The following is a 25,092-nucleotide window of genomic DNA, read 5'->3' on the forward strand; positions in this document are numbered from 1 at the left end:
TTGCATTACATGGGCCTAAAAACAACAAAAAAAACACCTTTCGTTGAAAAATGGTTATATTGCACCTTATTAGATCAACGTGGAGGTGTTTTTTCTATGGGGATAGAGTTAGTTATGATGTTAAAGCAAGGAAAGGAAAATCGTTAATATTATTTAATTGAAATGCTTAAAATAAAGCGTCATCTCTAACTGCTTAATGTATCTTGAGAGGAAACATATGCATCTGAAGTGTTTTTTTAGATATATATAGCTCACTATCCAGAAGAAGTTATATAAAGACTAGGCTATAAACAACAGCTAAAATATGAAATTTAGTTTTAATAGTTTTATTAAAAGTGGTTATTAATGTAATACTTAATTGTGATTTTGATGTGCTTAAAGAGAAAAAGAAGTGATTATATATAGTAAATTTACTTGAATTGTATTATTATAGGTAAATTTTTTGTAGATTTGTGTAAAGATGTGTCATATGATAACTTGATAAAGAGGGGGAATATTATGAAAAAACTGAAAAGTGAGAATTTTATATCGGTAGCCATTACTTTTATAGGTATTTCGTTTACGATGACATCACCAATTACACAAAACACTGGCGAAAAAATCCATGCAATGCAAACTAAATGATTGAATTCAAAAAGGGGGGTATGAACCTTGCTTCGTAATCTATCCATTTTTAATAAGCTAGTTTTATTAATGTCTATAGCAATTTTAACGGTTGCTCTTATCCAAGTAAGTGGATATATTACTATGAAAAAATTGGAGAATACAACAGAGAATATTTTTATAAATCGTCTTGAACCAAGTATTGTTTTGTCGGATTATAGACTTAATAATCGAATTATTGTATCAGATATGTATCGTTCTTTACTTCTTACAGATGAAACAACTATTACTCAAATTAAAAATGAAGTAACTGATGCGTTTCAAAATAATGAAAAGAATCTTAAAATACTTGAAGCAGCCAAAATGCAATCGGATGAGGATAAAATAATAAGTGAATTAATTCAGCTATATCCAAGTTTTAAAGAAAGCATGGAGCAAGTCTTTCAGTTAAGTCTTGCTAATAAGAATGATGAAGCAATAAACCTCTTTAATTCAAGTGCTGAGCCTGTACTTGACGAAATTATGTCAAAAGGTTTAGAGCTGACAGAATTGAATAAAAAAAATGCAAGTATTTTGAATATGGAAAGTAAGGCTGAGGCAAATGAAGGGATTACAAACTCTCTAATTATTTCAATTGTATTAGGAATCTTGTTTGTGGCAATCGGTTTTATCGGTGTACGAAAATATCTAATTTCTCCAATTGAAAAATTAAAATATGCTGTTCAACGAGCAGAGGCTGGGGAATTAAATTTTAGTGTAGACTATGATTCAAAGGATGAGCTAGGCGTCTTAACGTCTACTTTCAGCCACATGATTGCTCAATTACGGGATCTAATTGGTCAGGTGCAACAATCGTCCGAACAGATGGCAGCATTTTCGGTTGAGCTTTCGGCAAGTGCGGAACAAACGAGTGAGGCAAGTGAACATATTGCATCTGTTACGTTAGAGGTAGCAAGCGGCTCAGATAACCAGGTTAGAACGATTATAGAAACATCGGATGTTGTCGATCATATGGTAGAAAATGTCCGAACAATAGCTAAAAATTCTACTAACGTATCAGAGGCAGCAACACAAGCAAAACAACTTTCTGTAGATGGAAATGATATTATTCAAAATGCAGTTCTACAAATGAACTCGATTCAAACATCTATTGGTAGTCTAAGTGATGTTATTAGTGATCTAGGTGAGCGTTCAGCTGAGATTGGAGATATCGTTGAAGTTATTACAAGTATTGCAGCACAAACCAATCTACTGGCATTAAATGCAGCGATAGAAGCAGCAAGAGCAGGCGAACATGGGAAAGGCTTTGCGGTAGTTTCGGAAGAAGTGCGAAAATTGGCAGAAGAATCATCGGGATCGGCGCTGAGAATTTCTGAGCTTATTATAAGAATTCAAGGCGAAACGAGTAAAGCGGTAGACTCCATGCAGTTCACTACGAATGAAGTGAAAACGGGTATTAATAATGTGAACAGCGCAGGTGAATCATTTGAGAAAATTCAACATGCCATTAACGAGGTCTCAGTTCAAATTCATGAAGTGTCTAGTTCTGTAGAGCAGATGGTTGCAGGTGCAGATCAAATGTCCAAATCCATGGGGCAAATTAATGGAATCGCCCAAAGCGCCGCAGAAGGGACACAAAATATTTCAGCGGCTACGGAAGAACAATTAGCCTCTATGCAGGAAATTACTGCATCTACTTCGGCACTTTCTAAAATGGCGGAAGACTTACAAGAAAAAACGAATATGTTTAAAGTATAAAGATGACGAATTATAATCTCAAAGGACAAAAATCTGCTAATAGTTGTTGAAAAAGTAAATTTGTTTGTTTAAATTTAGGTTTTTTCGAAGGAGATGTGAAAATGGAATTATTTATTGGGAAGATGACAAAAGAGTTATCGACCAGTCTTCAAGTTATTCACAACTTGTTTTAAAATCGGCAGAAGAACAATCTGCTACTATTGCAAGCATAAATTCTGTATTTTGTATTTTAAAACATTAATTGATACTACAGGTAAACTTCACATTAAATTCATGCTAACTACAGATTAGCTTTATAAAATATTTAAAAAAGATCGTAAATTTTTGATAGAAAATGGAGGAGTAAGCTGCCCTATTGGAGGAATTAGGATGGAGACTGGGATAACAAAATTTGAATCAAATCGAAAGTCTGTGTTAAAAAGTATTGAAGATAAAAAATCTTTCACTTTAGTATATATTACTATTTCAAGTTGGCATAACTTGAATACTTCTAAATGTATAGATGTGGTTAAGATGAAATTATCTATGTATCAAACAGAAGTTGAATGTTATAGAGTATTTGATAAGGAATATATATTAGTCTGTAATGTTCAGTCGCAAGCTCATTTGATTATTCAAGATTTATCAAATATTGAATATTTGAAGATACATTATCTATCTGTTCAAGATAGAAGACTTCCAGCCTTAAATTATGTTAGACAAGTCTATTTGCAAAACACGAATAGTAATGCGATAAAAGAGTACATTTCACATAAAGGTTTATTAACGGATGAGTTTGAAATCGTTTTTCAACCGATATTACACAATAATAGACAAGTATCCTTTGAAGCACTAAGTAGATGGAAGTGCGAAGAACTCAGTTCAATATCACCAGGTATATTTATTCCGATTTTAGATATAGAGAGTTTGATAAAATTAACCAAAAATATTATAAATAAAGCTGTTGATTTGTTGAAAAGGTATAATGATATAGTTTATGTCTCTATTAATCTAACAGCTTCATTAATAAAAGATATATCTTGGCTAATCGAACATCTTAATGAAATTAATTTTAATAACAATAGCCGAATTGCTTTTGAATTAACTGAGGAAACCCTAAATGGGATAGAAGCAAAAGCAATAGAAAATTTAAAAATTATTCGTGATCGTGGTCATAGTATATTTATTGATGATTTTGGTTCAGGAAATTTGAATTTTCAATATATCTCTTTGTTCCCACTTGATGGGGTGAAGCTCGATAGGTTGTTTATTAGTGGGCAATCAAATAAAAAGGTAATTGAAATGCTAACAAAGTTTATCAAAGCTTTAAATCTAAAGGTTATCATAGAAGGCGTAGAAAGTGTTGAACAGCTTAATTCCTTATCAGAAGCAGAATATGATTCTATACAAGGTTTTTACATATCTAAACCACTAACTATGAATGATTTGTCAATATTTATGAATGAGATTAGATAAACTATCATTATCTATTTTTTAGTTTAAGTATAGGAATTACATCTGATTTTATAAAACAAAAAGAAATTAAATACACAGGTCAATAGTTTTGAAGTAATTCTCCAAAACTATTTTTTCCTCAAAAATTAGGTACAACATTGAATGGTGGAAAATAATAAAAAGGTCACCGGAGCATTGTGACCCATAGTAAAGGTTTTAAAGTGTAAGGTAAATAAAAGATTACATTAAAAATCCCGTATCAATTTTACTAAGTAATATTGATATGGGATTTTAGTTTTTATTTACACAGTAGCTTCTTCTATGTCTGCCTTCAATTCTTTAAACCATTTTAAGTTCACTAAATGGTGTGAACGAGAATTTTCGTTCATGCGACGAAAATAATCAATTTTACCAGGTAATTCTTTAGTAATAGCTAGGTATTCATCGAGAAGAGCAATTCTGGCTTCAGTTTGATCAATTTGTGATTGGATTAATTCTAATAATTTATGTTTATCGAATTCATCTGCAAAGAGTAATGCCCCATAGAATTGTAAGTTTACATACTCGGATTTAGTCCCATATTTGGCCATTAATTTTTGGAATTCTTCTATTCCTAAAGACGTGATTTTAAAGGTGTGAATTTCACGACCATTGTTTGGACGTATTTGATGTGTTTGTTCAATCAAACCTTTTTCTTCAAGTTGTTGCAAATTGTAATAAAATGATCCTTTAGTGAAGTTAACGATATATTTATATTGTCGTTTTTCCATTAAACTTAATAGTTCGTATCCATGAGCGCCAGGGTTTTGAATAAGTAAGCCAAGGATAAGTAAGGGAATCAAGGGTGCATCACCTTCTCCATTTGTGCTTCAAATTCAGCGTATGTGATTTTACCTAGAGCCAAATTCATACTATGAATATAAATTTGTTCAGTTTTCGAATAGTTATTGTTTATTTTTAGTGATTGATTTTCATCCGAAAGAGGCTCTAAGATATGACACTTTTTCGAAAATGCTTCGAAGTAGCGATAACCGAATTTTCGTTGGGAAACGGCGTTCAAATGAATACCATCCGGATTGGCAGTTAGACCTTTTGCCGATACAAAATAACAATTTTGCTGCTCATGAGCGAATCGACGTAATTGGTCGTTGATTTCTTGAAACTCTGATGAGTACTTTCCGAAACCTGATTTTCCTAGAAAATCACCAAGCTCACCAATGATTAATGGGACATTTTGAAGGTTTAATTCTTTACGTAAATTTTCAATGATAAGAGATAACTTTTCATAATACGTTTCATGTAGAGAATTATTGCTATCACTTTCACCTTGATGCCAAAGTATGCCACAAATTTCACTAGTTTCTAAAGCAAATCGAGCTTCAGATAAAGCATGTTGAAAAAGAGTACCCTGCGGATGCCAATCGTTCAAGGAACTGCCACCTTCCGCACAAGGAATCAAACCAATTTCTTCATCCGGGTTGGCATTCGACCAGGCCTCTGCAAAAGATGCTGCTAGACTTACACCAGCAACAGGGCGGTCATAATTAATCGGCTCTGTCATCATTTGCCACTGACCGTTGCGAAGCATTTTTATTTTTTCATTATAGATAGGTTCTACCTCATGCAAGAATCCACGACCTGCCATATTTGATTGCCCTAACATTAAAAAAGATTTTATCATTTAATTTTCAACCCCTTAAATAATAGTCTAATTAGACTTCAATAGTATAGAGTCTAATTAGACTATCGTCAACTCGCTATAGCTAAATTTTATATTTGAAAAATATAATGCGATGGACTCTATTATTCTTTATTGGAATTTAACACTACATACTTCGAACTAAGTATCTAATGTAATAAACTTAATATTGTAATATACTATTTTTAATAGGTTAACAATGTTAATTTATGTTTTATTCAAAGATCTCTAGAATGTTCAGTAAAAAAATATTATAAGGAGTCCTAAAATGAAAAAGAAAATAAACTATTTAATCTTACTTTTAACTGCCATCTTTATAGTTGGTTGTACTAACGTAGAAGATGTATCGAATACTGATGGGAAAGCTGATTCACAAGAAGTAACTACAAAAAATAGTGAAAAAGAAAAAACTACGACTGAAAAACAAGCAGTAGAGGAAACATCAACTCAATCAAAAGATCAACTGTTCAAAGATTACAAACTAATTGAAGTTGATGGTGGTGATTTGTCTGGACATCGCGAACCTAACGTCGTCGTTGACATAGGTTTTGGGGACCGAGAGTATTGGTCCTTTACGAATGAACACGGGCAAATAGTCCGTGTCATTGCTAACGAAATCGTTCTACAAGATGATCGTACCGAACCTGTAACAACGTCTGGCAGATACTACGCTGATGAAGCAAAAGTTCCTGGTGTCGAAAGAGCAGATTTAGATGAAGGACATATTATTGCAGATTCTCTTGGTGGGGTATCAAATGCTTATAATATTACGCCACAAGATAGTACGCTTAACCGACATGGTGATCAAGCATATATGGAAGACGCTATTCGTAAAGCTGGTGGAGCGACTAATTTTGAAGCAATAATCACATATCCTAATACGAAAACGCAGATTCCTTCTCATTACAAGTACACTTACACTTTAAAAGGGAATAAAATTGTAGATGAGTTCGATAACGGCAACCCTGATGAAATAAATAAATCTCTAGGATTAACTGAAAATAAATCAACTAACTCAAATAAGTCAACAAGTTCTAATAAGTCCAATGCTTTGAATGGCACTGAAGATATTTCTAGCGTTGATACAGATGGAAATGGTCAAGTAACGATTAAAGAAGCAAAAGCAGCAGGTTATAGCATGCCAATAACGAGTGATCACTGGTTATACCCATATATGAAAGACAATGATAACGACGGTATGGTAGGGGAATAAGCACCTAGAACTCAAGGCAAAGTAAATGAATGAAATAAACGGATGACTTTACCGAAACAATCGGGCGCGTTTGTGGAATAAGTATCTCTTTTCCTATTCAACTAACGGGGTGCTTTCGTATTATATAGTTCAGCCAGAACTTTCTGGTTGAACTTTTTTTATTTAGATTTAATCTAACGGTAGCCAGGGTAGAACGTACGGGTGCGTGAGACATTGATCCCGTCAACTAAACTGTTCACCCCTACTTGTAGAAATATGTTTGAGGCTGGTTGGGTGGTGAATACGTTGTAGGAGGAAAGAAAATGAACCCAGTAGTGGGTATTGATGTAGCTAAAGATGAATGTGAAGTACAAGCTTTTTTAGAAAAAGGAAAGCCATATGTATGAATGATTTTTGTAAAAGGAGCAATCATTACTTCATCAATACCTGATGCCATCAACACTCGACTCATCGCAATAATAAAAATAATGAGAATGGTCGACAACAGCTCTGTAATGGCATATATAAAACTATAAAAAACGACCTAGTCAGAGCGACGGATAGCAGTCAAAGTGAGGGAAAGTATGGTCAGAGCGACGGATAGCATAGTCGAAGTGACGAAAAGAAGAGCCAAGGTGACAGATAGAGAAGCCAAAGTCGTGGATAGCCCCGCCCAATTCGTGGATAGAACCATCAAAGTCGTGAATAGCCCGCCAAAATCGTGATAGAACCATCATAGCAAAAAAAGTATTAATAAAATAAAAGCGGTGGGAAATGAAAATCGTTATTCTCGTGAAAATACTTTTCGATAAAGGCGCAAGCAGACTTCTTGGTACTTACAGATTAAGCCCTCAGTTATACAGTTGGTTCTGGTTTTTATTGACAATGATAATCATTATCGATATTGTGAAAGTAGGATAGAATCCGAATGTTCACCTATTCACATTTCAGCTGTTATTTGATTAATTTATACTAGCATGAAGATGCTTAATACACAAATGAGTGTGGTGTCGCAACGTTTAACCATATCTAATGCATTTAATACATATTTGTTGTAAATTGTCCCAAATTTATCCTTATAAGTTGTTATAATATATTTTTAGAAATTTAATATTTATAGATCCGATATTCTTTTTTGTGATAAATAATTTTATGAATGAAGCAGAGGTGAACTATGGGTGAAGCAGGTGTTGGTAATTAAGAATGAACGGTCATTAGCAAAGAAGATCGTAAGCGGTCTAAAGCAAGAAGGCTATTTCATTTTAACACTTCACAATGAAAAAAAAGGATTAAATATAGTATATGAGCAAGATTGGGATATTATCGTATTGGATTGGGATTCGTTAAGTGTATCTGGACCGGAAATTTGCAGACAAATACGGGCTGTTAAAACGACCCCAATAATCATAGTGACTGACAATGTGTCCAGCAAGGACTGCATAGCAGGATTACAAGCAGGAGCAGATGATTATATAAGAAAACCATTTGTGAAAGAAGAATTAGTAGCAAGGATAGAAGTTGTTTTAAGAAGGGGAGACTGTATCCAGCCAATCGAGAATGATTACTTTCGATTTAAAGATCTCTTCGTTGATGCATCCAGCAATATTATGACAAAAGGTGGCGAAAATCTTCCGCTTACTAAGCGCGAGTATGACTTACTTGTATTTTTAATCAAAAATAAAAATTCAATATTGAGCCGTGAAATGCTTTTGAACCAGGTTTGGGGATATGACGTAGCAGTAAATCCAAATGTAGTGGATTTATATATTGGGTATTTAAGAAAAAAGCTAAAGTGCGAGAAGAAAGACAGATATATTCAAACAATACATGGCAGAGGCTATTCAATGATTGAATAGTGTACAGTTTGTCCCAGTAATCAATTTTAAACATAATCGAAACCTAAAACGAGTAAAAACAGTTTCAATCAGTTTTGCTCGTTTTTTGTTCTATTAAATTTGATAACCAAGAAGTTTCTGGAAGATATTGAAGAGAAGGAAACGATAAAAAGAATATTTCACGCACTCCTTTCTTGTATCCGATACTTAATGTGAAAAATTAACTTTATTTATCATCTTACATTTTTCACAAGATTTTCACAGAATTAAAGACTATACTGTTTCACAGAACGGTTAAATGAAAATGATTATCAATAGCAATTGGAATGGCTAGCAAATACTATCCCATTCAATCTATAGACTTCATCATTTTCGAAATAAATTACATAATAAGGAGTATGTGTATATGAAGAAATCTATGTTTTTAAAATTTGTTGGTATTATCGCAGTTTTGACATTGATGTTAGTAGCTTGTTCAGATTCAAGCAATAAATCTAATCAAGAGTCAAAGTCTAATGAAGATAATGGAAGTAAAGAAGTTGCTAAACCTGCTACAGTTGAAATCACTGATGCCCACGGAACTGTTTCTGTTCCTGTAAACCCAAAGAATGTAGTTGCTTTGGATAATAGAACTTTTGAAACTTTAGCTGATTGGAAAATTGAACTAGCAGCTGTTCCAAAGGATGTAATGCCTGCGGATTCACCATATGTAAGTGATGAATCAGTTCAAAATATTGGAAATCACCGTGAACCAAACCTTGAAATTATAGCGGCTGCAAACCCTGAACTTGTAATCGTCGGTCAAAGATTTGCAGACTATTACGAAGAAATCAAAAAATTAGTACCAAATGCAGTTGTTATTGATCTTAATGTAGATGTTTCTGAGGAAACTGCTACACCTGGGGAAAACTTAGTAAATGGACTTAAAAATTCTACAATTGCTTTAGGGCAAATTTTCGATAAAAATGAAGAAGCTAAACAAGTGGTAGCTGATTTTGATAAAGTTATCGAAAATGCTAAATCTGCTTATAATGGAACAGATAAAGTGATGAGTGTTATCGTTGGTGGTGGGGATATTGGTTTTGCAGCTCCTCATTCTGGACGTGTTTGGGGACCGATGTATGAAATTTTCGGTTGGGCACCAGCATTAGAAGTTGCCGATTCAACATCAGATCATAAAGGTGATGAAGTTTCTGTTGAAGCTATTGCACAAAGTAATCCTGATTGGCTTTTCGTATTAGATCGTGATGCTGCAATATCTGGTGAAAAAGATTCAGTTCCTGCTCAGGATGTTATTGCTAACGCACCTGCTCTTCAAAAAACAACTGCTGTTTCTAAAAAACATATTATTTATGCACCAGCAGATACTTACACAAACGAATCAATTCAGACGTATATAGAGTTGTTTGAAAACCTTGCAAATACTTTAGCTAAGTAGTGTAAAGGAGTATGAAATGTGCTGAAAAATGTAACTTCTAGGGTTGAGATAAATTCTCAACCCCAGTTTTATAACTACAATAAAATATGGACAAGACCTTTTATATTAGCGATTATAGTTGTTATTATTTTAGGCATTATATCACTGTTTACTGGAGTTTATGATATACGTGGACAAGAGGATGGAATGGAGATGTTTTTCATAACTCGTGTTCCGAGAACAGTTGCATTAATGCTTACTGGAGCTGCAATGTCAATGGCAGGACTCGTAATGCAACTGATTACACAGAATCGTTTTGTTGAACCTACTACAACAGGGACTATTGAATGGTCAGGTTTAGGGCTGCTTTTTGTTTATTTATTATTTCCTGCCCCGACTTTAGTTTTAAGAATGACTGGTGCAATCATTTTTTCTTTTATAGGAACTATGATTTTCTTTTTATTTTTAAGAAGAGTTAAACTTCGTTCGTCTTTAATTGTCCCGATTATTGGATTGATGCTTGGAGCAGTCATTTCTGCAGTGTCCACTTTTATGGGACTCCTTTTTCAAATGACACAAAGTATTGAAACTTGGTTTGTAGGTTCTTTTGCGCCTGTTCAGGTGGGAAGATATGAATATTTATGGCTAATTGTTATCGTTACTTTGTTTATTTTTCTTTATGCGAATAGATTGACTTTAGCTGGACTAGGAGAAGATGTCGCAACAAGCCTTGGCGTTAATTACAATAGGATTGTTCTTATGGGGACTGCCCTTATTTCTCTTGCAGTTGGAATTGTTGCAGCTGTTATTGGAAACTTACCTTTCTTGGGCTTAATTGTCCCAAACATTGTTTCAATGTATAGAGGCGATGATCTTAGGAGTAATTTACCTTGGGTATGTTTGATAGGGATGGGAACTGTAACTGCCTGTGACATAATTTCTCGAACAATTATAATGCCTTTTGAAGTACCCGTTTCTTTAATACTTGGAACAGTGGGTGCAGTCGTGTTTATTATTATCTTATTGAGACAAAGAAAACCAAGGAGGCTACGATGAGCACATTGGAATATAGAAATAAAGAAAATGTCGAAATCGATTCTAGCCTTCATAATAAAAATAGATCAGCTAGGGCTTTTCGTTCTAAGAAGGAAGAAAGGCGTTATTGGATTTTGCTGATAACATTGATTGCTTTGGGCATCCTTTCTTCATATGGACTTTTAGTTTATAACAATCCAGTTCCGATTGATTCACCTTCTTTTATCCCAGTTGTTAAGAGAAGGATAGTAGCTATTGTTGCAATGATTATTGCAGCAGTTTGTCAGAGCTTGTCGACTGTTGCTTTCCAATCCATTACGCATAATAGGATTATAACTCCTTCGCTTTTAGGTTTCGAATCACTTTACTCAACAATTCAAACTAGTACTATATTTTTCTTTGGTGCTAGTGCATTGATAAATTTTACTGGGGTTGGATCATTTTTATTTCAAGTTGTTGTTATGGTTTTAATGAGCTTGATACTTTATGGATGGCTCCTTTCTGGTAAATACGGGAATTTACAACTTATGCTTTTAGTTGGAATTATTATTGGCACTGGGCTAAATTCAGTGGGAACTTTCATGAGAAGACTACTTGCGCCTTCTGAATTTGATATTTTACAGGCAAGATTGTTTGGTTCTGTTAATAATGCAGATTCTGCATATTTTCCTATTGTAATTCCTATGGTAATAATTGTAGCAATATTACTTCTTGCTCATTCTAAGAATCTAAATATATTGTCACTAGGGAAGGATGTTGCTACTTCTTTTGGAGTTAAATATCAATCTAATGTAATTTATACGCTTGTATTAGTAGCTATTTTGATGTCAATTTCAACAGCTTTGATTGGACCACTTACTTTCTATGGTTTTTTAGTAGCAACTTTGAGCTATCAGGCGGCGTCAACTTATGATCATAGATATATTTTTCCAATGGCTCTTGCTATAGGATTTTTGATAATAACGAGTGCTTACTTTTTGATGTATCATGTATTCCATGCTCAAGGTGTAGTTTCAGTTATTATCGAATTATTTGGTGGAATAATATTTTTAACTGTAGTTTTAAGGAAGAGGGCTTTATGATAAAAATTGATAATGTTAAAAAGTTCTATACTGATAAGGTAAAAATAGGACCTTTGAATATTGAAATACCAAAAGCGGGTTTTACTTCTTTGATTGGACCAAATGGCGCTGGAAAGTCTACTACACTTTTGATGATTGGAAGACTCTTGGATATGGAGGAAGGTCAAATTCAGGTGGCAAATATGGATGTTTCTCAAACCAAATCAAAAGACTTATCAAAAATTCTGACTATATTGCGTCAAGAAAATCATTTTGTAACTAGGCTTACTATTAGACAACTAGTTGGATTTGGACGATTTCCTTATTCAAAGGGAAGATTAACTATAGAAGATGAGGTTATTATTTCTAAATATATCGATTTTTTAGACTTAACTGATTTAGAGAATAGATATTTAGATGAGCTTTCTGGTGGTCAAAGACAAAGGGCATATGTAGCAATGGTTTTGTGCCAAGAGACTGAATACGTACTTTTGGACGAGCCTCTGAACAACCTTGATGTTGCTCGTTCTGTTCAAATGATGGAGCATTTAAGACGTGCAGCTAATGAATTTGGAAGAACAATTCTGACTGTTATGCATGATATAAATTTTGCAGCCAAATACTCTGATAGAATTTGTGCTATGAAAGATGGACAAATTGCCGCTTTTGGAACAGTAGAAGAGGTTATGGACTCGAAAATTTTGACAGATATTTTCGAAACAAAAATAGAAATTATCGAAGGTCCTTATGGGCCACTCGCTGTTTATTAGTGACAAAGTTTTAAAAAAAGAAGCAGCTTAAAAAATGAGTGTGCCAAGAATTAAATTATTTACTGTAGCTTGCATAGATCTTAACTGTTACCCTAGTTGAAGTTGCTGTCTGTATTTTACAGGCGGCAGCTTTTTTTAATGTCATTGCCCACGAGAATGATTGAAGTATGTCATAACGAGAAATTTAGTGAAATTCGCCATTAAAAAAATCTGATTTCTAATCAACTTACTCAATAATAGAAAGGCTTAGGAGATATTTCTAAGCCTTTTTCGAAGTTTTTAATGTAAGAAAATTTATGAAAATAGCTTTGATTTTTTATGTGTTCAAAAAGATTTGGTTTTTCTAATACTAACGGAGCGGTTTAGTGGAATAAATAGTCAGTTATAGAGAACACTAATATGAGGTGTTTTCTTATGAAAAAAGTTATTTTTTTAATTATTGCCATTTCTCTTTTTGGCAATTTATCAAAAACTAAAGCAATGATAATTGAATATGATGAAATTACTAAATCTGATAAAGCAGATGTTACCCTTTATGCAAAAAAGATGAATGGTGTATATACAGATTTTAAAATTGTATTTCAAGGCGGTGTCATTACACGACCTTATTGGATAAATACAACAAGTCCTACTTGGTCCCCTCAAATTCTCTATGAGGACATTAATAAAGATGGAAAAAATGAGTTAATCATAATTTTGACCAAGGGTACTGGTATTGGAATATTAGAAAAAAAGTTCACGTTTTCCAAGTCAAAATTCAAAGAATAAATAAGGAGCTTGTGGAAGTACCAGCTGAAGTGCTTGTTGATGACCCAATTGGAATAGTGTTAAAAAACGTAAAGACCAAGTTGCTTTCTAATAAAGCAATTATTAGTATGGGTGAAAAGAAATATGTAATTGATACCAAACCTTTAAAAATTGAGTCTAATCATTTATTTCCTGATATATATTTTGGCAATCTTATCAGCTTTGAAATAAACGATAATCACCTTATTGTGAAAATAGGGGGGCAAATTTCTCAAGCAGGTGGAAGTATAGGTGATATTCAAATTACTTATATTTTTAAGGATAAAATGTATCAAGCAAAATCAATCAAATTTAAACCAAATGAATAAAGTATTCTTTAACTAACGGAGAGCTTTAATTAAAGATTACTGAGTTGCATAGGCAGCTCTTTTTTCTATATTGAACTAACGAAACATTTAAATAGACAAGTTATAAAATGAAAAGAAAAAAAGCATTCAGGTGAATGCTTTTTCACTTTACAATATCAACAGCTTTGCCTGGTAATATGTCTCTCCAATATTGTCGGTAGATTAGACACCCATTTTTCTACGGGTATTGCTTGTTTTTTTCGTTTGCTGGCTTTTCATTTTTTTTGTTGAAAGGTCGGCATGCTTTTTTCCTTTATTAGCAGTGGAATGGTTCTTTTTGTTTTCAAGTTGCTGTTTTACTGCCTCTTGCAGGCTGATTTTCTTTTTTGGTACATCAGTTTGATTATTCTCGGTCATAGGAAATGCTCCTTTTCGAATATGATAGTTAGTCCAGTATAATCTATTTTTTATTATTTGTGAAACTTTCTACTTTAACTTACAACAAGTGAAGACTCTTTTTTATTAACAGGGCATAATAGTTCAACAATGTTTTTAGTTTTAATGGTAAATATGTTCATGCAGGAGGGGTTAATGTAAGAGAGGTTGACATGTGAATTAGATTACTTAAACAAACGGAGTGGGTTAATTTAAGATCATTGAGTTGCATAGCCAGCTCTTTTTTATTGAACTAACGGTGTAGTTTAGTTAAGCAACAGTAGTGAGTTTTTGTTAAAATGAAGTTAGTCAAAATTTACAAAAAAAACTAAAGGAGGGTTAATGTTGAAAATTAATTTGAACAAATCTCTTGCTTGGAAAATGGGGGAGATGATTGAAGCTGGCTTATTAACATATAAGCATTATTTATTATTTTGTGACGAAATTATTGATAAATCCGAATGCCCTCCTTATTGGATTATAGAACTTTCATTAACAAAACTTCAAAACAATGCAGTAAGAATTGTAAATAACTATGCAAATTCGGAGCCCTTTGAAAATTTTTCTGAATTAAACGATTTCTATTTGGCTTGTTTATTTTTAAAATATAAACAACGTCAAATATCTTGGGCAAGTTTTCTTTTTAGTGCTGGATGGTATTGTGACGGTTCTCATTGTTCAATCCATTGTGAATTTTTTTATGACCTGCTTAATGCTTATGAAAATTCCAAATACAGTCAAGGTTTAGAAGAAATCCAAGTAATAGATGTTGAAAATCTTCTTAAGATAAATATCAGTGAAGCACAAGCTATTTATAAGATATTTGAATATTACTTTGACAAATATGTATCTAGTTCACTATGAATACTAAAATTAATACTCTTATAGGAGCCTCAAATCAGGTGGATTTTCTTATTCAATTAAGGAGTGCTTTAGTGAAATAAGGAGTACATTAAGGGGCAGGTTAATTCAACAAGAATATAAGATATTATTGAGTTATATAAACTACAAAGGAAGTGTAGAAGTGTTTTATTACTCAAAAAAGAAGAAAATACGAGGTTGGAAAAGACATAAGAGAAAAATTGAAAGATGGAAGCTAAACGCAATAAATTTAGATATGGACTTATTAAGGGATTACCAAAGAGAATACGAAAAATTATGGATTCATCCCTTTTATGCATGGGTACGAATAAACCCTCCCAATTGGTATAATCGACTTTTACTTGATGCAATGATAGAAGTTTACCTGGATTGGCATCAAAAAATGATAGATGAAAATGAAGAATTTTATTTAAAAATCTGGCTGTATGACCCTAATTTTATCAATTCACAAATTGTCGTTGCATATAGAGATTGTCTTGATTTCTATAATAAAACCTTCAAAATAAGGGGAGAAAACAAGGAATTCCCTTTCTATAAATATCATTCTTTGAGGGACAAGCTAGAACAATTCCAATGGGATTTGCACATAGAGCTTGATTATTACGATGAAAACGACTTGAATGAATCGTTAGAAGAAGGAAGTTTAACTGAAAAAGAAGTATCAAAAATTAAGGAAAAAGCCTATGAAACCATAAAATTTGAAAATGAATTTGGGAGTTTCCTGCAATATAGTCTAGACGAAGGAGATGTTTGGATAGGGACTTTAAAGTGAGAAAGATAGTATGTATATGCATTACAGCAAACTGATTGGGAAAATCGACTTTAATACGTAACGTCTGTGTGTAAATAAGCATAACAAAGGTTTTATTTTTTATAATGGAATTGCAACTCAAAAGTCTAAATTATTTCAAACTATTTTAAGAAGAGAAAGGCTTGGGAATTATTCCTAAGCCTTTTTGGAGTTTTTCAATAAAAGAAAATAACATTGATTTTATGTACTTAGTAAGTTCTTTGTTGGCTTTTTGCTACTCCAACTTCTGTTGTAATCAATCTTCTATTTACAATATTCCATAGAAGTATGCTCATACATAAATTTGAATTATGAACATCTTTTAACGAAATTCTATAAAAGTTTTTTTGAAAAAATGAACTATTTATGATGCTAAATTGTTACTTGTGTAGAAATCGGAAAAGGAGGTGGGATTGTGAAACAGATTAGCGATGAGAGGGTATTGTTTCAAACATATTATAAAGAGGTTTTCAGAGCTTGCTATTACATGCTTCAAAATAAATACGATGCAGAGGATCTTTGTCAGGATGTATTTGCAAAAGCTTTGAGTGAAGATTTTCAAGCTATACAAAATCAAAAATCTTGGTTACTTAGTATTGCTATGAATATGTCTCGAAATTATTTAAAGAAAAAGAACAGGCTCCTATTAAAAGAAAATTTTGATTTCCTATCATTTATACGAGTTGACAATACCCAAAATATTGAGCGAACAATACAGCTCAATGAAAATAAAAGTGAGTTAGTCGATTTAATGAACAAACTGCCTGTTCGTATACGGAAGGTAATGATATTGAAATATGTCCATGATTGTAAAGATAGAGAAATCGCTGAAGTTCTAAAAATCCCAGAGGGGACGGTTAAATCGAGGCTTTTTAAAGGTAAAAAATTAATGAAAAAGTTTATCCAAGTAGATGGAAATTATTTATTCGAATGGAGGGATCATCGTGAGTAATATGGACGATTTAATAAAAGAAAAAGTGAAGTACGATCAAGTAGATTATCCTAATGAGAATGAAATGTGGAGTAAAATCATCCGTAAACAAGAAAATCATAAGTATAAAACTAAAAAACATAGCTATAAACCCAAAATTATATTAACTGCCATAATGTTTACAATTGTTTTATCAGCCACACCTGTATTTGCCAAATATTCAACAGAAATCTTGGACTGGATGCGAAATATGAATAGAACAGGCGTTATTACTTCTTTAGAAAATGGCTTTGGGCAGGAAGTCAATAAAACTGTAGAAAACGAAGCGGGTGTATTAAATATTCATAATGTAATTTCAGATCAAAATGGGACTACTATTAACTTTAGCTTAGACATTGATCACGATTATCCAATAGATTATGCAGACTTCGAAAAAGCATTACTCAAAATAAGTGACGGCAAAGAAATAAAGATGGAGGCTAACGCAGTATATAATCAGGAAACAGATCAATTAGTAGGGATTCTAAAAACAGATGAGGAAATCCCACACAACAGCAATGTTACACTTCAATTTGGTGGTGTAAAGGAGATACAGCAGAAAAGTGTAGAGTTAAAAAATATAGTTCAATCGAAAGCGTTCCCTGAAAAGATTACTATAAATCAAGATGGAATATCACAAATAGAATTCACTTCAAACGGATATCAAAACGGACAATATACATTGGATTATCTTATCGACCTGGAAGAGTCCAATAACATAGAAGACGCATATGTATCTTATAAAATTCAAGATGAAACCATTGCGAGTTTTGGCGTCACTCATAAACGTCCTCAAGCAAATGTCATTAAAAGAAGTGATTCACTAGAGATACAAAAAGAAGAGATAGAAAAATTAGGAGTATTTTTAAGTTATACTGATACAGTAAGTTATAAACCAGAAACGTGGAACCTAGATTTCCAATACAATCAGGATCTTGCTAAAAAGTCTACTTTTGTTATGGGTATAGACGAAAAAATTGAGATAGGCTCTCAGCAACTTCAATTTAATGAGCTTGTCATTACACCGAGTAATGTGAAGCTTTATATTGAAGAAAAATATATAGATTCTAATTCTAATATAGCTCATTTCAATTATCGTCAGTTTAAATTACGAATTGGTGAGCAAGAATTATCGGGAGAGTATTATAAAGATTATATTTCCTTTGAAACACAGGGGCTGATAAAGGATATTACGAATAAAGAAATTTCACTTATATTAAATGATGCGAAGGTTTCTTATGAAGCTGAAAAGCAAGACAAAGTAGAGCTAACAAATATTTCTGATGTGCCAAAGACTATAAAAACAGAATTAAACGGGTATCCAATTGATATTACCTATTATACGAAAGGTAATGATTTAATTGTTGAATCAGAAAGTAAGAACGAGCAATTTGGTGGTATCACACAAAATGTTATATATCAGAATGGCAAAAAAATCTTTGCAGAAACTCGTTCTAATGATGGCGTGTTAAGAACACATAAACAAGTAGAAACATTTAAAAATATAAAGGAAAAAGATATTACATTAAACTTCTTCCTTTATACTGTCAATGAAGATCGAGCTAAAACTATTGTTTTACAGTAAATCGTTTTAACTTCTTTATGTAACGAAAGTGAAACGGCAGTGACAAGTGTTTTATTATTTTTAGTAATTATGGGTATTTTGATGTCAGGTCTAGTTAATATTGATTAAAGAAAATCGCTAATATTTTAAAAGTGTCTTTTTCAATTAACAGGTGGTTTGTTAAATTTTGAAAAAAGAGATATAAAAACATCTGCCTTTTTTAGAAAAGCCAAAATAAAAACAGAGTTTGATCTACAAAACGTAATAGAATCAACCCTGTTTTTATCGAAGAATATTATTGATTATTTGTATTTATATGAACCGATTACATCGCCTTTTTTCCCTATATCAAAACGCATCACTAATTTTCCGTTTTCGCGATAATACCAGATTTCTTTTCCCTCCACTCTATCTTCCGGTATACCGCCAGCTTAAACTGGTTCTATTTCAGAAGTGGGACCGAAATCACGAGATACATTTTCCTTTGATAAACCTATATAGAATTCGGTCTCTTTAATTTGGATAATATTTTCTCTCATCATACCAGTAATATCCATCATTGTATCTTTACTTCGTTGTACAGCTTTAGGTACTACTTTTTCTATCGCTAGTCTTGTTTCCGAACTTAATTGTTCCATTTTAACGTCTTCATAAAAATCTATATAATCACTTAATACGTTATATTTGATATCGTCAAAATAATCAGCTTATGTTACCGAAACATACTGCTTAAAGAACAAACCATATATGATTTCATCGTATAAAGCTCTATACTTATTTATTAATTCTGAATCTAAAGTTTGGCTTCCTAAATTTCAGCTTCGTTTTTCGAGTATTCTTGCAATGCTATTCCGTATCGGTTTTCGTTCATCAAGTTTTTAATCGAGTTAATTTGTTCAATTGTATCGTTTTTTTTCCGTTCGATAACTGTTGCTTTATACGCTTCATCTCTTGCAATATGCTCTTTTTCAAATACATTAGCAAAATGAATGCCAATGAGGCTGGGACATAACTAGCTTCAATTAGTGAGAAATCCGAATTTGAATGCATTCAAATTCGGATTTCTCTATTTTTTATGTTGCCTTTATATATATTTTAGCTAATGGCTGTGAATTTTCTTAAATTCACAGCCATTAATGCGAGGCCCATCTCGTTTTCAACCTTCGATTTTCCTCGTACAGAAAATCGAGTGAAACGTAAATTAGCCTTCAAGAATCCAAAAACTGGTTCCACGTCAATTTTGCGTTGACGATAAATGGTACTTGTTTTTTCTTCTGAAAGCTTTGCTCGCACATATTCTTTTTGTTCTTCCCACTTCTCATTCACCATTAACTTACGATTATTTCCTTCTTTTGCTTTTGTACATAATGAACGTAAGGGGCATCCGGAACAGTCTTCACATTCGTATACCTTAAACTCACGCGTGAAATCATACTTATCCGTTTTCGTGGTACGATATTTAAATACAAGCTGTTGTTGATTTGGGCAAGTGTATCGATCATTTTCTTTATCATAATCCCAGTTCGCTGTATTGAATTCGTTTTGTTTATGCTTTTTCTTCTGTTCTTTTAAATACATATTGTACGTGATTAAGGCTTCTCTCTTACGATTCGAAAAGATATCATCATAATTTTGTTCACTGCCATATCCGGCATCTGCGACAATGTGTTTTGGTAACTTAAAATAACGTTGTTCGATTTCATCTAAAAATGGGATTAATGTACGTGTATCTGTTGGGTTCGGAAAAATGCTGTAGGCAAGCGCATACTGACCTTCTGTTGCCACTTGTATGTTATAACCTGCCTTCAATTGACCATTTTTCATATAGTCATCTTTCATACGCATAAATGTCGCATCCGGGTCTGTTTTCGAATAACTATTTCGTTCGTCAAAGATTCCGAAGTCTCTTTGATATTTTAGTTTGCGTTCAATATAGTCGATTAATTGTTTACGCGCTTGCTTTGGGAATTTCCGTTCTGTTCTTAAAGCCTTTCGCTCTGCTACATCCGATGAGTCCTCAATTTTTCGATCATATTCAGAAATCACTTCATCTACTTTTTCGACCATTCGAGCGAGGTCTTCCAATGCTAATTCCTTTTCATTTTCCCGTTCAATTTCTGGCATGATTTCTTTTTCAAGCAGCTCATCATATAGCTGGTTTGACTTTTCAATTAGTCCGTTATGATATTTCTCAATCGACTTTTTCCACACGAATGTAAATTTGTTCGCATTCGCTTCAATCTTTGTTCCATCAATAAAAATAGCTTCCTGGTCAATTAATTCATCCTGTACCAGCTGGCAGCGGAATTGAACGAAGCATTGACGAATCAACTCTTTCACCTCTGGTTGGACATGGAATCGGTTGATTGTGCGATAGGTTGGTTCATGCCCTTGAGCTAACCACATCATCCGAAGACTATCTTTTAAAAGCGCTTCAATTTTGCGCCCTGAGAAGACAGATTGCGTGTAGGCACATAAGATAATTTTAAGCATCATGCGTGGATGGTAGGCAGGACAGCCCTCATTTCGAAGGAATGGTTCAAACGCTTCAGGCGGGATACTTTCGACTAAATGGTGGACATGGAAGGCAATATCATTCTTTTGTAACTTCACTTCTAAATTAAAAGGCAAAACTAATTGATTCATGTTATAATCTTTAAACATAAGAACCCTTCTTTCTGAGATTTGGTATGTGGTGTACTTTTATCTTATCAGAGGTGGTTCTTATTTTAATGTAAAAACAATCAAAGCCGTTGAAATTTTACTTGTCGTAAAATTTCAACGGCTTATTATTTTTAAGAGGAGGGTTATGTCTCAGCCTCTATTAATCCAGTTATCGTCAACGCCATAGTTTTGTTCAATATCCAACGCTCACTATCAATTTCGTTTTCTATATCGGTAAAATATATAATGAAAAAATCAAGACCACTAATATATCTTTAATATAATAGCAGTCTTGATTTTTATCTCTTACATAAGATAAGAACACTAGTATTCTTATCTGTTTTGGAAAGCTTGACCGAAAAATTTTTAAGCTGCAATAATTTGTTTTTGTTGCAGCATCGAAGCGTCTTCATCTGAAGCAGGAGCATAACCTTTTTCAATTAATTCTTTAATATATATTTTATTATAGATAAACGAGAAAACTATTCCCGTTATCCAAGCGCCAAGGCCAAATGTGAATGTTCCAAAAACCATTTCTAAAATGAGCATAATTATTGCCCACTTTAAATCTCCTCTAAATAGTGCAGGTATGAAACCAAAAAAGAAAGTCGTCCAACTAAAGCCGACCTTAACTTCCTTAATTAACCCTCCAGAATTTCTTAATCTTACCTTCATTCCTTAAAAACTCCCTTTTAATACAAAATTGTAAAGACAAGGATAAATAATACACTATTATGTAATTCGAATCAATAGTATTTATGATATTTTCGTCCCTAGCAAAACCTTATTTTTCCGCAATTTATAGGAGATAAGTCATGGAATTTAAAATAGGGGCATTTCAGCAACAATCTTTTCTTTCGGTCAATTGAATATATCACCGCAAAAAAATTACTACTTTCCTTGAAATACGTTTTCCCATCTTTATAAGGGAGAGCACGGTACTTCCTTTCAATTAAAAAATAGGGGTTTTAAATTTGAAAAACATTAAATTATAAGCTTCAGGCATTTTACTAACTGCATTCGCGGCACCAACTATTGCGTCAGCAAAAACGAACCGAAATCATTAAATAACCTTACAATCTATAATATTTTGTGGGTCAAATTAATCGTTAAAAAGAGCAGAGGTAGTCAGGATAACGGTAATAACGGATCTTCTAGTTCTAACAACGCTGATAAACTTTCAGAATCAAAAGGATCTTATACAGTAGTAAAAGGGGATACATTGTCATGAAGCGCATCGAAATTCAAAGTATCTGTTGAACATATGATGTCAGTCAATACCTTACTAGTACAATAATCTACATTGGCCAAGTTCTGAATTTCGAAAAGACACAGACTTTAGGCATTTTAGATTGGCCATCTCAAGGAGTTATTACATCTGAGTTCGGAACTAGGGTACAACTATATCAATCAAAGCTGCTGCTGCTGGTTTTGTAACTCAATCCTATTATTCTAGTTCTTTCGGAGAAGTAATTTTTATTTCTCACAATATTAACGGCCTAACTTACGAAGCTCTATATATGCGTTCAGGTTCTCGAGCAGTCAAAGTAGGGGATAAAGTAAACGCAGGACAGTTCATAGGATATATAGGCACTACAGGAAATTCAACGGACCAACATTTACATTTCTAAGTACATAAAGGCGGATATCATTAGGTGCATTTGTAATGGTTATTAATATTTCTTTTTTTGAGCACAATGAATGGTACGATACAGTTTGATGGATTTCATCGGGTGTACTATGTATAGGGCTATTACTTATTCCTACATACTCTGAACCCAAAAGTAATAATTGATAATTTTTGCATTTTAAAATATTTAAATACAACAATTAATACGAAAACAGCCTTTGATTAAGATCGGTGTTATATTTTAACAGGTAATATTGTTTGATTACAGAATATTTCAATGGATTAAAAACAAGCGGATACCATGTCTAATTAAGATATGGTATCCGCTTGTTTCTTTCATTATAAAAAAGGACGAACAAACTGCTGGAATCTATTGGTTAAATTAACAAAAAAATGTTGGTTATAATTTTGTGAATTTTATTCAATGAATGGGATTTAAATTGAATGATATAAGTATATAAAGCTCCAAAATGGTTATTCTATTCGGAAATAAAGCAATATTAACAAAAATAACATAATTAACAAATGTAATAAAAATATTGGAAAGTTACACAAAAATGTCACAAAAATATTAAAAATATCAGTACATTTAAAAGATAATATTCCGATATTTAATAATGTCTAATGTCTATAATTACGATCCTCTTTCTTTAAAAAGTAAACCTCTATTAAACCGGATGTTATTTGAATAGTAATACTAGGATAACATTAGGAATTCCCCAAAAAACAAAAAAATTATTGTAATAGAGCATTGAGAGATAGTAATAGGAGGAACAAAATGAGAAATTTTTTCGAAGATCCGTACATAAATATTGATCAGCAACTAATAACCTTAGTCAGTGAAATTAGTGAATATAAAGGTATGTTGACCGCTTATAAAGAGCAAAGACCTGATATATTCACTAGCCTTGAAAAAGCTATACCCCTACAATACATAAAAAACTATATCTCAGTTTATGAGGACATAAAAGTTTCAAATAAGCGATTAAAAGAAATTATTTTAGATGATATGATGCCTCAATCAATTTCGGAAGATGCGATTTTTTGTTATTATGAAACTTTGACTCTTGTACATAAAAAATCTCGTACTTTTTCTATAAGTCCAGATACTATACAAGAATTGCATTTTCAATTAATTCATTATAATACCTCTGACAGTGCAAAATGGCGCCAAAAGCCATTTTCTATTCCAGGAATTCCTGAAAAAGGGATGCACACGATTTGTTATCGTCCTCTTCCACCTGAAAATGTTCCGCAAGCTGTAGAACAATTATGCAACCAGTACGATTTATTAAACCGCAAAAAAGAGATGCCTACACTTATATTGATCGCTCGTTTTATATTTAATTTTTATTGCATAATCCCATTTAGTCAAGGTAATGGTAGATTAACATTAATGTTCTTGCAATTACTATTAGTAAAAAGTGGACATACATTTGTGAAATATGTTTGTTTAGATGAATATATAAAGAAAAGAGAATCAGAATACTATGAGGCCATATTTAAATCATCGGTTAATTGGTACTGTAATGGACATAATATGAACTTCTGGTTAAAAGAGTTCTTAATGATTATTTTAGAGGCTTATAAAGATTTACATAGCAGAGTACTGGATTCTATATGTAAACATACTAAGGTAGAGCGAATTCAGAATTTCATTCATAATCAACAACAACCTTTTACAAAAGATTGCATTCGAAGCATTTATCCAGATATAGCCGAAAGTACAATTAGTAAAGCTTTAACTGATTTGCAATTATTAGGTGAAATTAAGCTTATCTCAAAAGGAAGAAATGCCCGATGGATGACAGTCCAATCTTAGTCTATACCTTTTTAGGTGAGCTACTAAGTTTTTTAAAACAAAATAAAAATCTAATTTAAGAACCAATTGCCAATCTTCAATAAGCAATTGGTTCTTTACATTTCAATCTAGAAATATGAAAAATCTCAAAAGTGCCTTGTAACTACAAAGTCAAGGATACCCCTCAATAATGAAAAGTTAGTAGGTACCATCTCACAGCTAATATCTATTCCAGAAGAGTCTTATTGGGAATCAATATATTTAAACTTCAGCTTATTTCGGCAGGTGTCCAAACACCTTCTGAAATATAGGAACTAAGTCTAAGAACGCCACGGTATTCCGAAATGACTGACATTGTGCTGGCCCATGCCTAGCCTAAGCACAATGCCGATTCCGGACTTAACTATGCCAAGGGAAAGTTGATAGAATTATTCCAATTCGTTTAATTACCTAATTAT

General features: G+C 32.7%; 22 protein-coding genes and 1 pseudogene. 17 read left to right on the top strand and 6 right to left on the bottom strand.

Annotated features, from left to right (window positions below; genetic code table 11):
• Positions 1-498: 498 nt before the first annotated feature.
• The 3 genes from ACFTQ7_RS06290 (at position 499) to ACFTQ7_RS06300 (ending at position 3,816) form a co-directional block, all read left to right on the top strand.
• Complete coding sequence (locus tag ACFTQ7_RS06290) at positions 499-624, top strand: hypothetical protein (RefSeq protein ID WP_386827772.1); 126 nt, start codon at positions 499-501, stop codon at positions 622-624.
• A gap of 27 nt (positions 625-651) precedes the next feature.
• Positions 652-2,361, top strand: a complete 1,710-nt coding sequence (locus ACFTQ7_RS06295; protein WP_386827773.1) for a methyl-accepting chemotaxis protein — start codon at positions 652-654, stop codon at positions 2,359-2,361.
• Positions 2,362-2,730: 369 nt separating this feature from the next.
• On the top strand, positions 2,731-3,816 hold the full coding sequence (locus ACFTQ7_RS06300) for an EAL domain-containing protein (RefSeq protein ID WP_386827774.1): 1,086 nt from the start codon (positions 2,731-2,733) through the stop codon (positions 3,814-3,816).
• A 281-nt stretch (positions 3,817-4,097) separates the two neighbouring features.
• Here the strand turns inward: ACFTQ7_RS06300 and ACFTQ7_RS06305 are convergent, their stop codons facing one another.
• Together ACFTQ7_RS06305 and ACFTQ7_RS06310 are read right to left on the bottom strand one after the other, a co-directional pair.
• Positions 4,098-4,637, bottom strand: coding sequence for a PadR family transcriptional regulator (locus ACFTQ7_RS06305; RefSeq protein WP_386827775.1), 540 nt, complete (start codon positions 4,635-4,637; stop codon positions 4,098-4,100).
• Positions 4,634-5,476: a sialate O-acetylesterase gene (locus ACFTQ7_RS06310; protein WP_386827776.1), complete on the bottom strand. Its 843-nt coding sequence runs from the start codon at positions 5,474-5,476 to the stop codon at positions 4,634-4,636. The genes ACFTQ7_RS06305 and ACFTQ7_RS06310 overlap by 4 nt, the downstream gene beginning before the upstream one ends.
• Before the next feature lie 286 nt (positions 5,477-5,762).
• On the opposite strand from ACFTQ7_RS06310, the gene ACFTQ7_RS06315 reads away from it, so the two are divergent.
• From ACFTQ7_RS06315 to ACFTQ7_RS06350, 8 genes are all read left to right on the top strand, one after another.
• Positions 5,763-6,707: a DNA/RNA non-specific endonuclease gene (locus ACFTQ7_RS06315; RefSeq protein ID WP_386827777.1), complete on the top strand. Its 945-nt coding sequence runs from the start codon at positions 5,763-5,765 to the stop codon at positions 6,705-6,707.
• 1,157 nt (positions 6,708-7,864) lie between these two features.
• Entirely contained in the window at positions 7,865-8,542 is a 678-nt protein-coding gene (locus ACFTQ7_RS06320) for a response regulator transcription factor (RefSeq protein WP_386827778.1), read from the top strand.
• Between the two features lie 385 nt (positions 8,543-8,927).
• Positions 8,928-9,959, top strand: coding sequence for a siderophore ABC transporter substrate-binding protein (locus tag ACFTQ7_RS06325; RefSeq protein WP_349662299.1), 1,032 nt, complete (start codon positions 8,928-8,930; stop codon positions 9,957-9,959).
• 18 nt (positions 9,960-9,977) lie between these two features.
• Complete coding sequence (locus ACFTQ7_RS06330; RefSeq protein WP_386827779.1) at positions 9,978-10,994, top strand: ABC transporter permease; 1,017 nt, start codon at positions 9,978-9,980, stop codon at positions 10,992-10,994.
• A complete protein-coding gene (locus tag ACFTQ7_RS06335; protein WP_386827780.1) occupies positions 10,991-12,055 on the top strand; it encodes an iron chelate uptake ABC transporter family permease subunit in 1,065 nt (354 codons plus the stop codon). The genes ACFTQ7_RS06330 and ACFTQ7_RS06335 overlap by 4 nt, the downstream gene beginning before the upstream one ends.
• The gene (locus ACFTQ7_RS06340) at positions 12,052-12,804 is read left to right on the top strand and encodes an iron ABC transporter ATP-binding protein (protein ID WP_386827781.1); all 753 of its coding nucleotides are present in this window, start codon (positions 12,052-12,054) and stop codon (positions 12,802-12,804) included. Before ACFTQ7_RS06335 ends, ACFTQ7_RS06340 begins: the two co-directional genes overlap by 4 nt.
• Before the next feature lie 414 nt (positions 12,805-13,218).
• Positions 13,219-13,572 carry a hypothetical protein gene (locus tag ACFTQ7_RS06345; RefSeq protein ID WP_386827782.1) on the top strand — a complete coding sequence of 118 codons (354 nt, stop codon included), beginning with the start codon at positions 13,219-13,221 and terminating at the stop codon, positions 13,570-13,572.
• An 11-nt stretch (positions 13,573-13,583) separates the two neighbouring features.
• Positions 13,584-13,919 (top strand): hypothetical protein, encoded by a 336-nt coding sequence (locus ACFTQ7_RS06350; RefSeq protein ID WP_386827783.1) that lies wholly within the window; start codon positions 13,584-13,586, stop codon positions 13,917-13,919.
• A 201-nt stretch (positions 13,920-14,120) separates the two neighbouring features.
• Here ACFTQ7_RS06350 and ACFTQ7_RS06355 read toward each other — a convergent pair whose 3' ends face one another.
• On the bottom strand, positions 14,121-14,315 hold the full coding sequence (locus tag ACFTQ7_RS06355; RefSeq protein WP_386827784.1) for a hypothetical protein: 195 nt from the start codon (positions 14,313-14,315) through the stop codon (positions 14,121-14,123).
• 360 nt (positions 14,316-14,675) lie between these two features.
• On the opposite strand from ACFTQ7_RS06355, the gene ACFTQ7_RS06360 reads away from it, so the two are divergent.
• The 4 genes from ACFTQ7_RS06360 to ACFTQ7_RS06375 all read left to right on the top strand — a co-directional run bounded on the left by ACFTQ7_RS06360 (position 14,676) and on the right by ACFTQ7_RS06375 (position 18,560).
• Positions 14,676-15,197 (top strand): hypothetical protein, encoded by a 522-nt coding sequence (locus ACFTQ7_RS06360; RefSeq protein ID WP_386827785.1) that lies wholly within the window; start codon positions 14,676-14,678, stop codon positions 15,195-15,197.
• A 160-nt stretch (positions 15,198-15,357) separates the two neighbouring features.
• Entirely contained in the window at positions 15,358-15,987 is a 630-nt protein-coding gene (locus ACFTQ7_RS06365) for a hypothetical protein (RefSeq protein WP_386827786.1), read from the top strand.
• Positions 15,988-16,420: 433 nt separating this feature from the next.
• Positions 16,421-16,957 carry an RNA polymerase sigma factor gene (locus ACFTQ7_RS06370; RefSeq protein ID WP_386827787.1) on the top strand — a complete coding sequence of 179 codons (537 nt, stop codon included), beginning with the start codon at positions 16,421-16,423 and terminating at the stop codon, positions 16,955-16,957.
• Position 16,958: 1 nt separating this feature from the next.
• Positions 16,959-18,560, top strand: coding sequence for a DUF4179 domain-containing protein (locus ACFTQ7_RS06375; protein WP_386828006.1), 1,602 nt, complete (start codon positions 16,959-16,961; stop codon positions 18,558-18,560).
• A 410-nt stretch (positions 18,561-18,970) separates the two neighbouring features.
• Here ACFTQ7_RS06375 and ACFTQ7_RS06380 read toward each other — a convergent pair whose 3' ends face one another.
• The 3 genes and pseudogenes from ACFTQ7_RS06380 to ACFTQ7_RS06390 all read right to left on the bottom strand — a co-directional run bounded on the left by ACFTQ7_RS06380 (position 18,971) and on the right by ACFTQ7_RS06390 (position 21,878).
• Positions 18,971-19,177, bottom strand: coding sequence for a hypothetical protein (locus tag ACFTQ7_RS06380; RefSeq protein ID WP_386827788.1), 207 nt, complete (start codon positions 19,175-19,177; stop codon positions 18,971-18,973).
• 466 nt (positions 19,178-19,643) lie between these two features.
• A pseudogene (locus tag ACFTQ7_RS06385) lies at positions 19,644-21,203 on the bottom strand (IS1182 family transposase); the annotation flags it as partial.
• 366 nt (positions 21,204-21,569) lie between these two features.
• Entirely contained in the window at positions 21,570-21,878 is a 309-nt protein-coding gene (locus tag ACFTQ7_RS06390) for a DUF2628 domain-containing protein (RefSeq protein WP_386827790.1), read from the bottom strand.
• A gap of 734 nt (positions 21,879-22,612) precedes the next feature.
• On the opposite strand from ACFTQ7_RS06390, the gene ACFTQ7_RS06395 reads away from it, so the two are divergent.
• Together ACFTQ7_RS06395 and ACFTQ7_RS06400 are read left to right on the top strand one after the other, a co-directional pair.
• On the top strand, positions 22,613-22,834 hold the full coding sequence (locus ACFTQ7_RS06395) for a M23 family metallopeptidase (protein WP_386828007.1): 222 nt from the start codon (positions 22,613-22,615) through the stop codon (positions 22,832-22,834).
• 777 nt (positions 22,835-23,611) lie between these two features.
• Entirely contained in the window at positions 23,612-24,655 is a 1,044-nt protein-coding gene (locus ACFTQ7_RS06400; protein ID WP_386827791.1) for a Fic family protein, read from the top strand.
• Positions 24,656-25,092 lie beyond the last annotated feature (437 nt).

The organism is Lysinibacillus sp. NPDC056959, assembly GCF_042674095.1.
Classification (GTDB): Bacteria; Bacillota; Bacilli; order Bacillales_A; family Planococcaceae; genus Lysinibacillus; species Lysinibacillus zambalensis.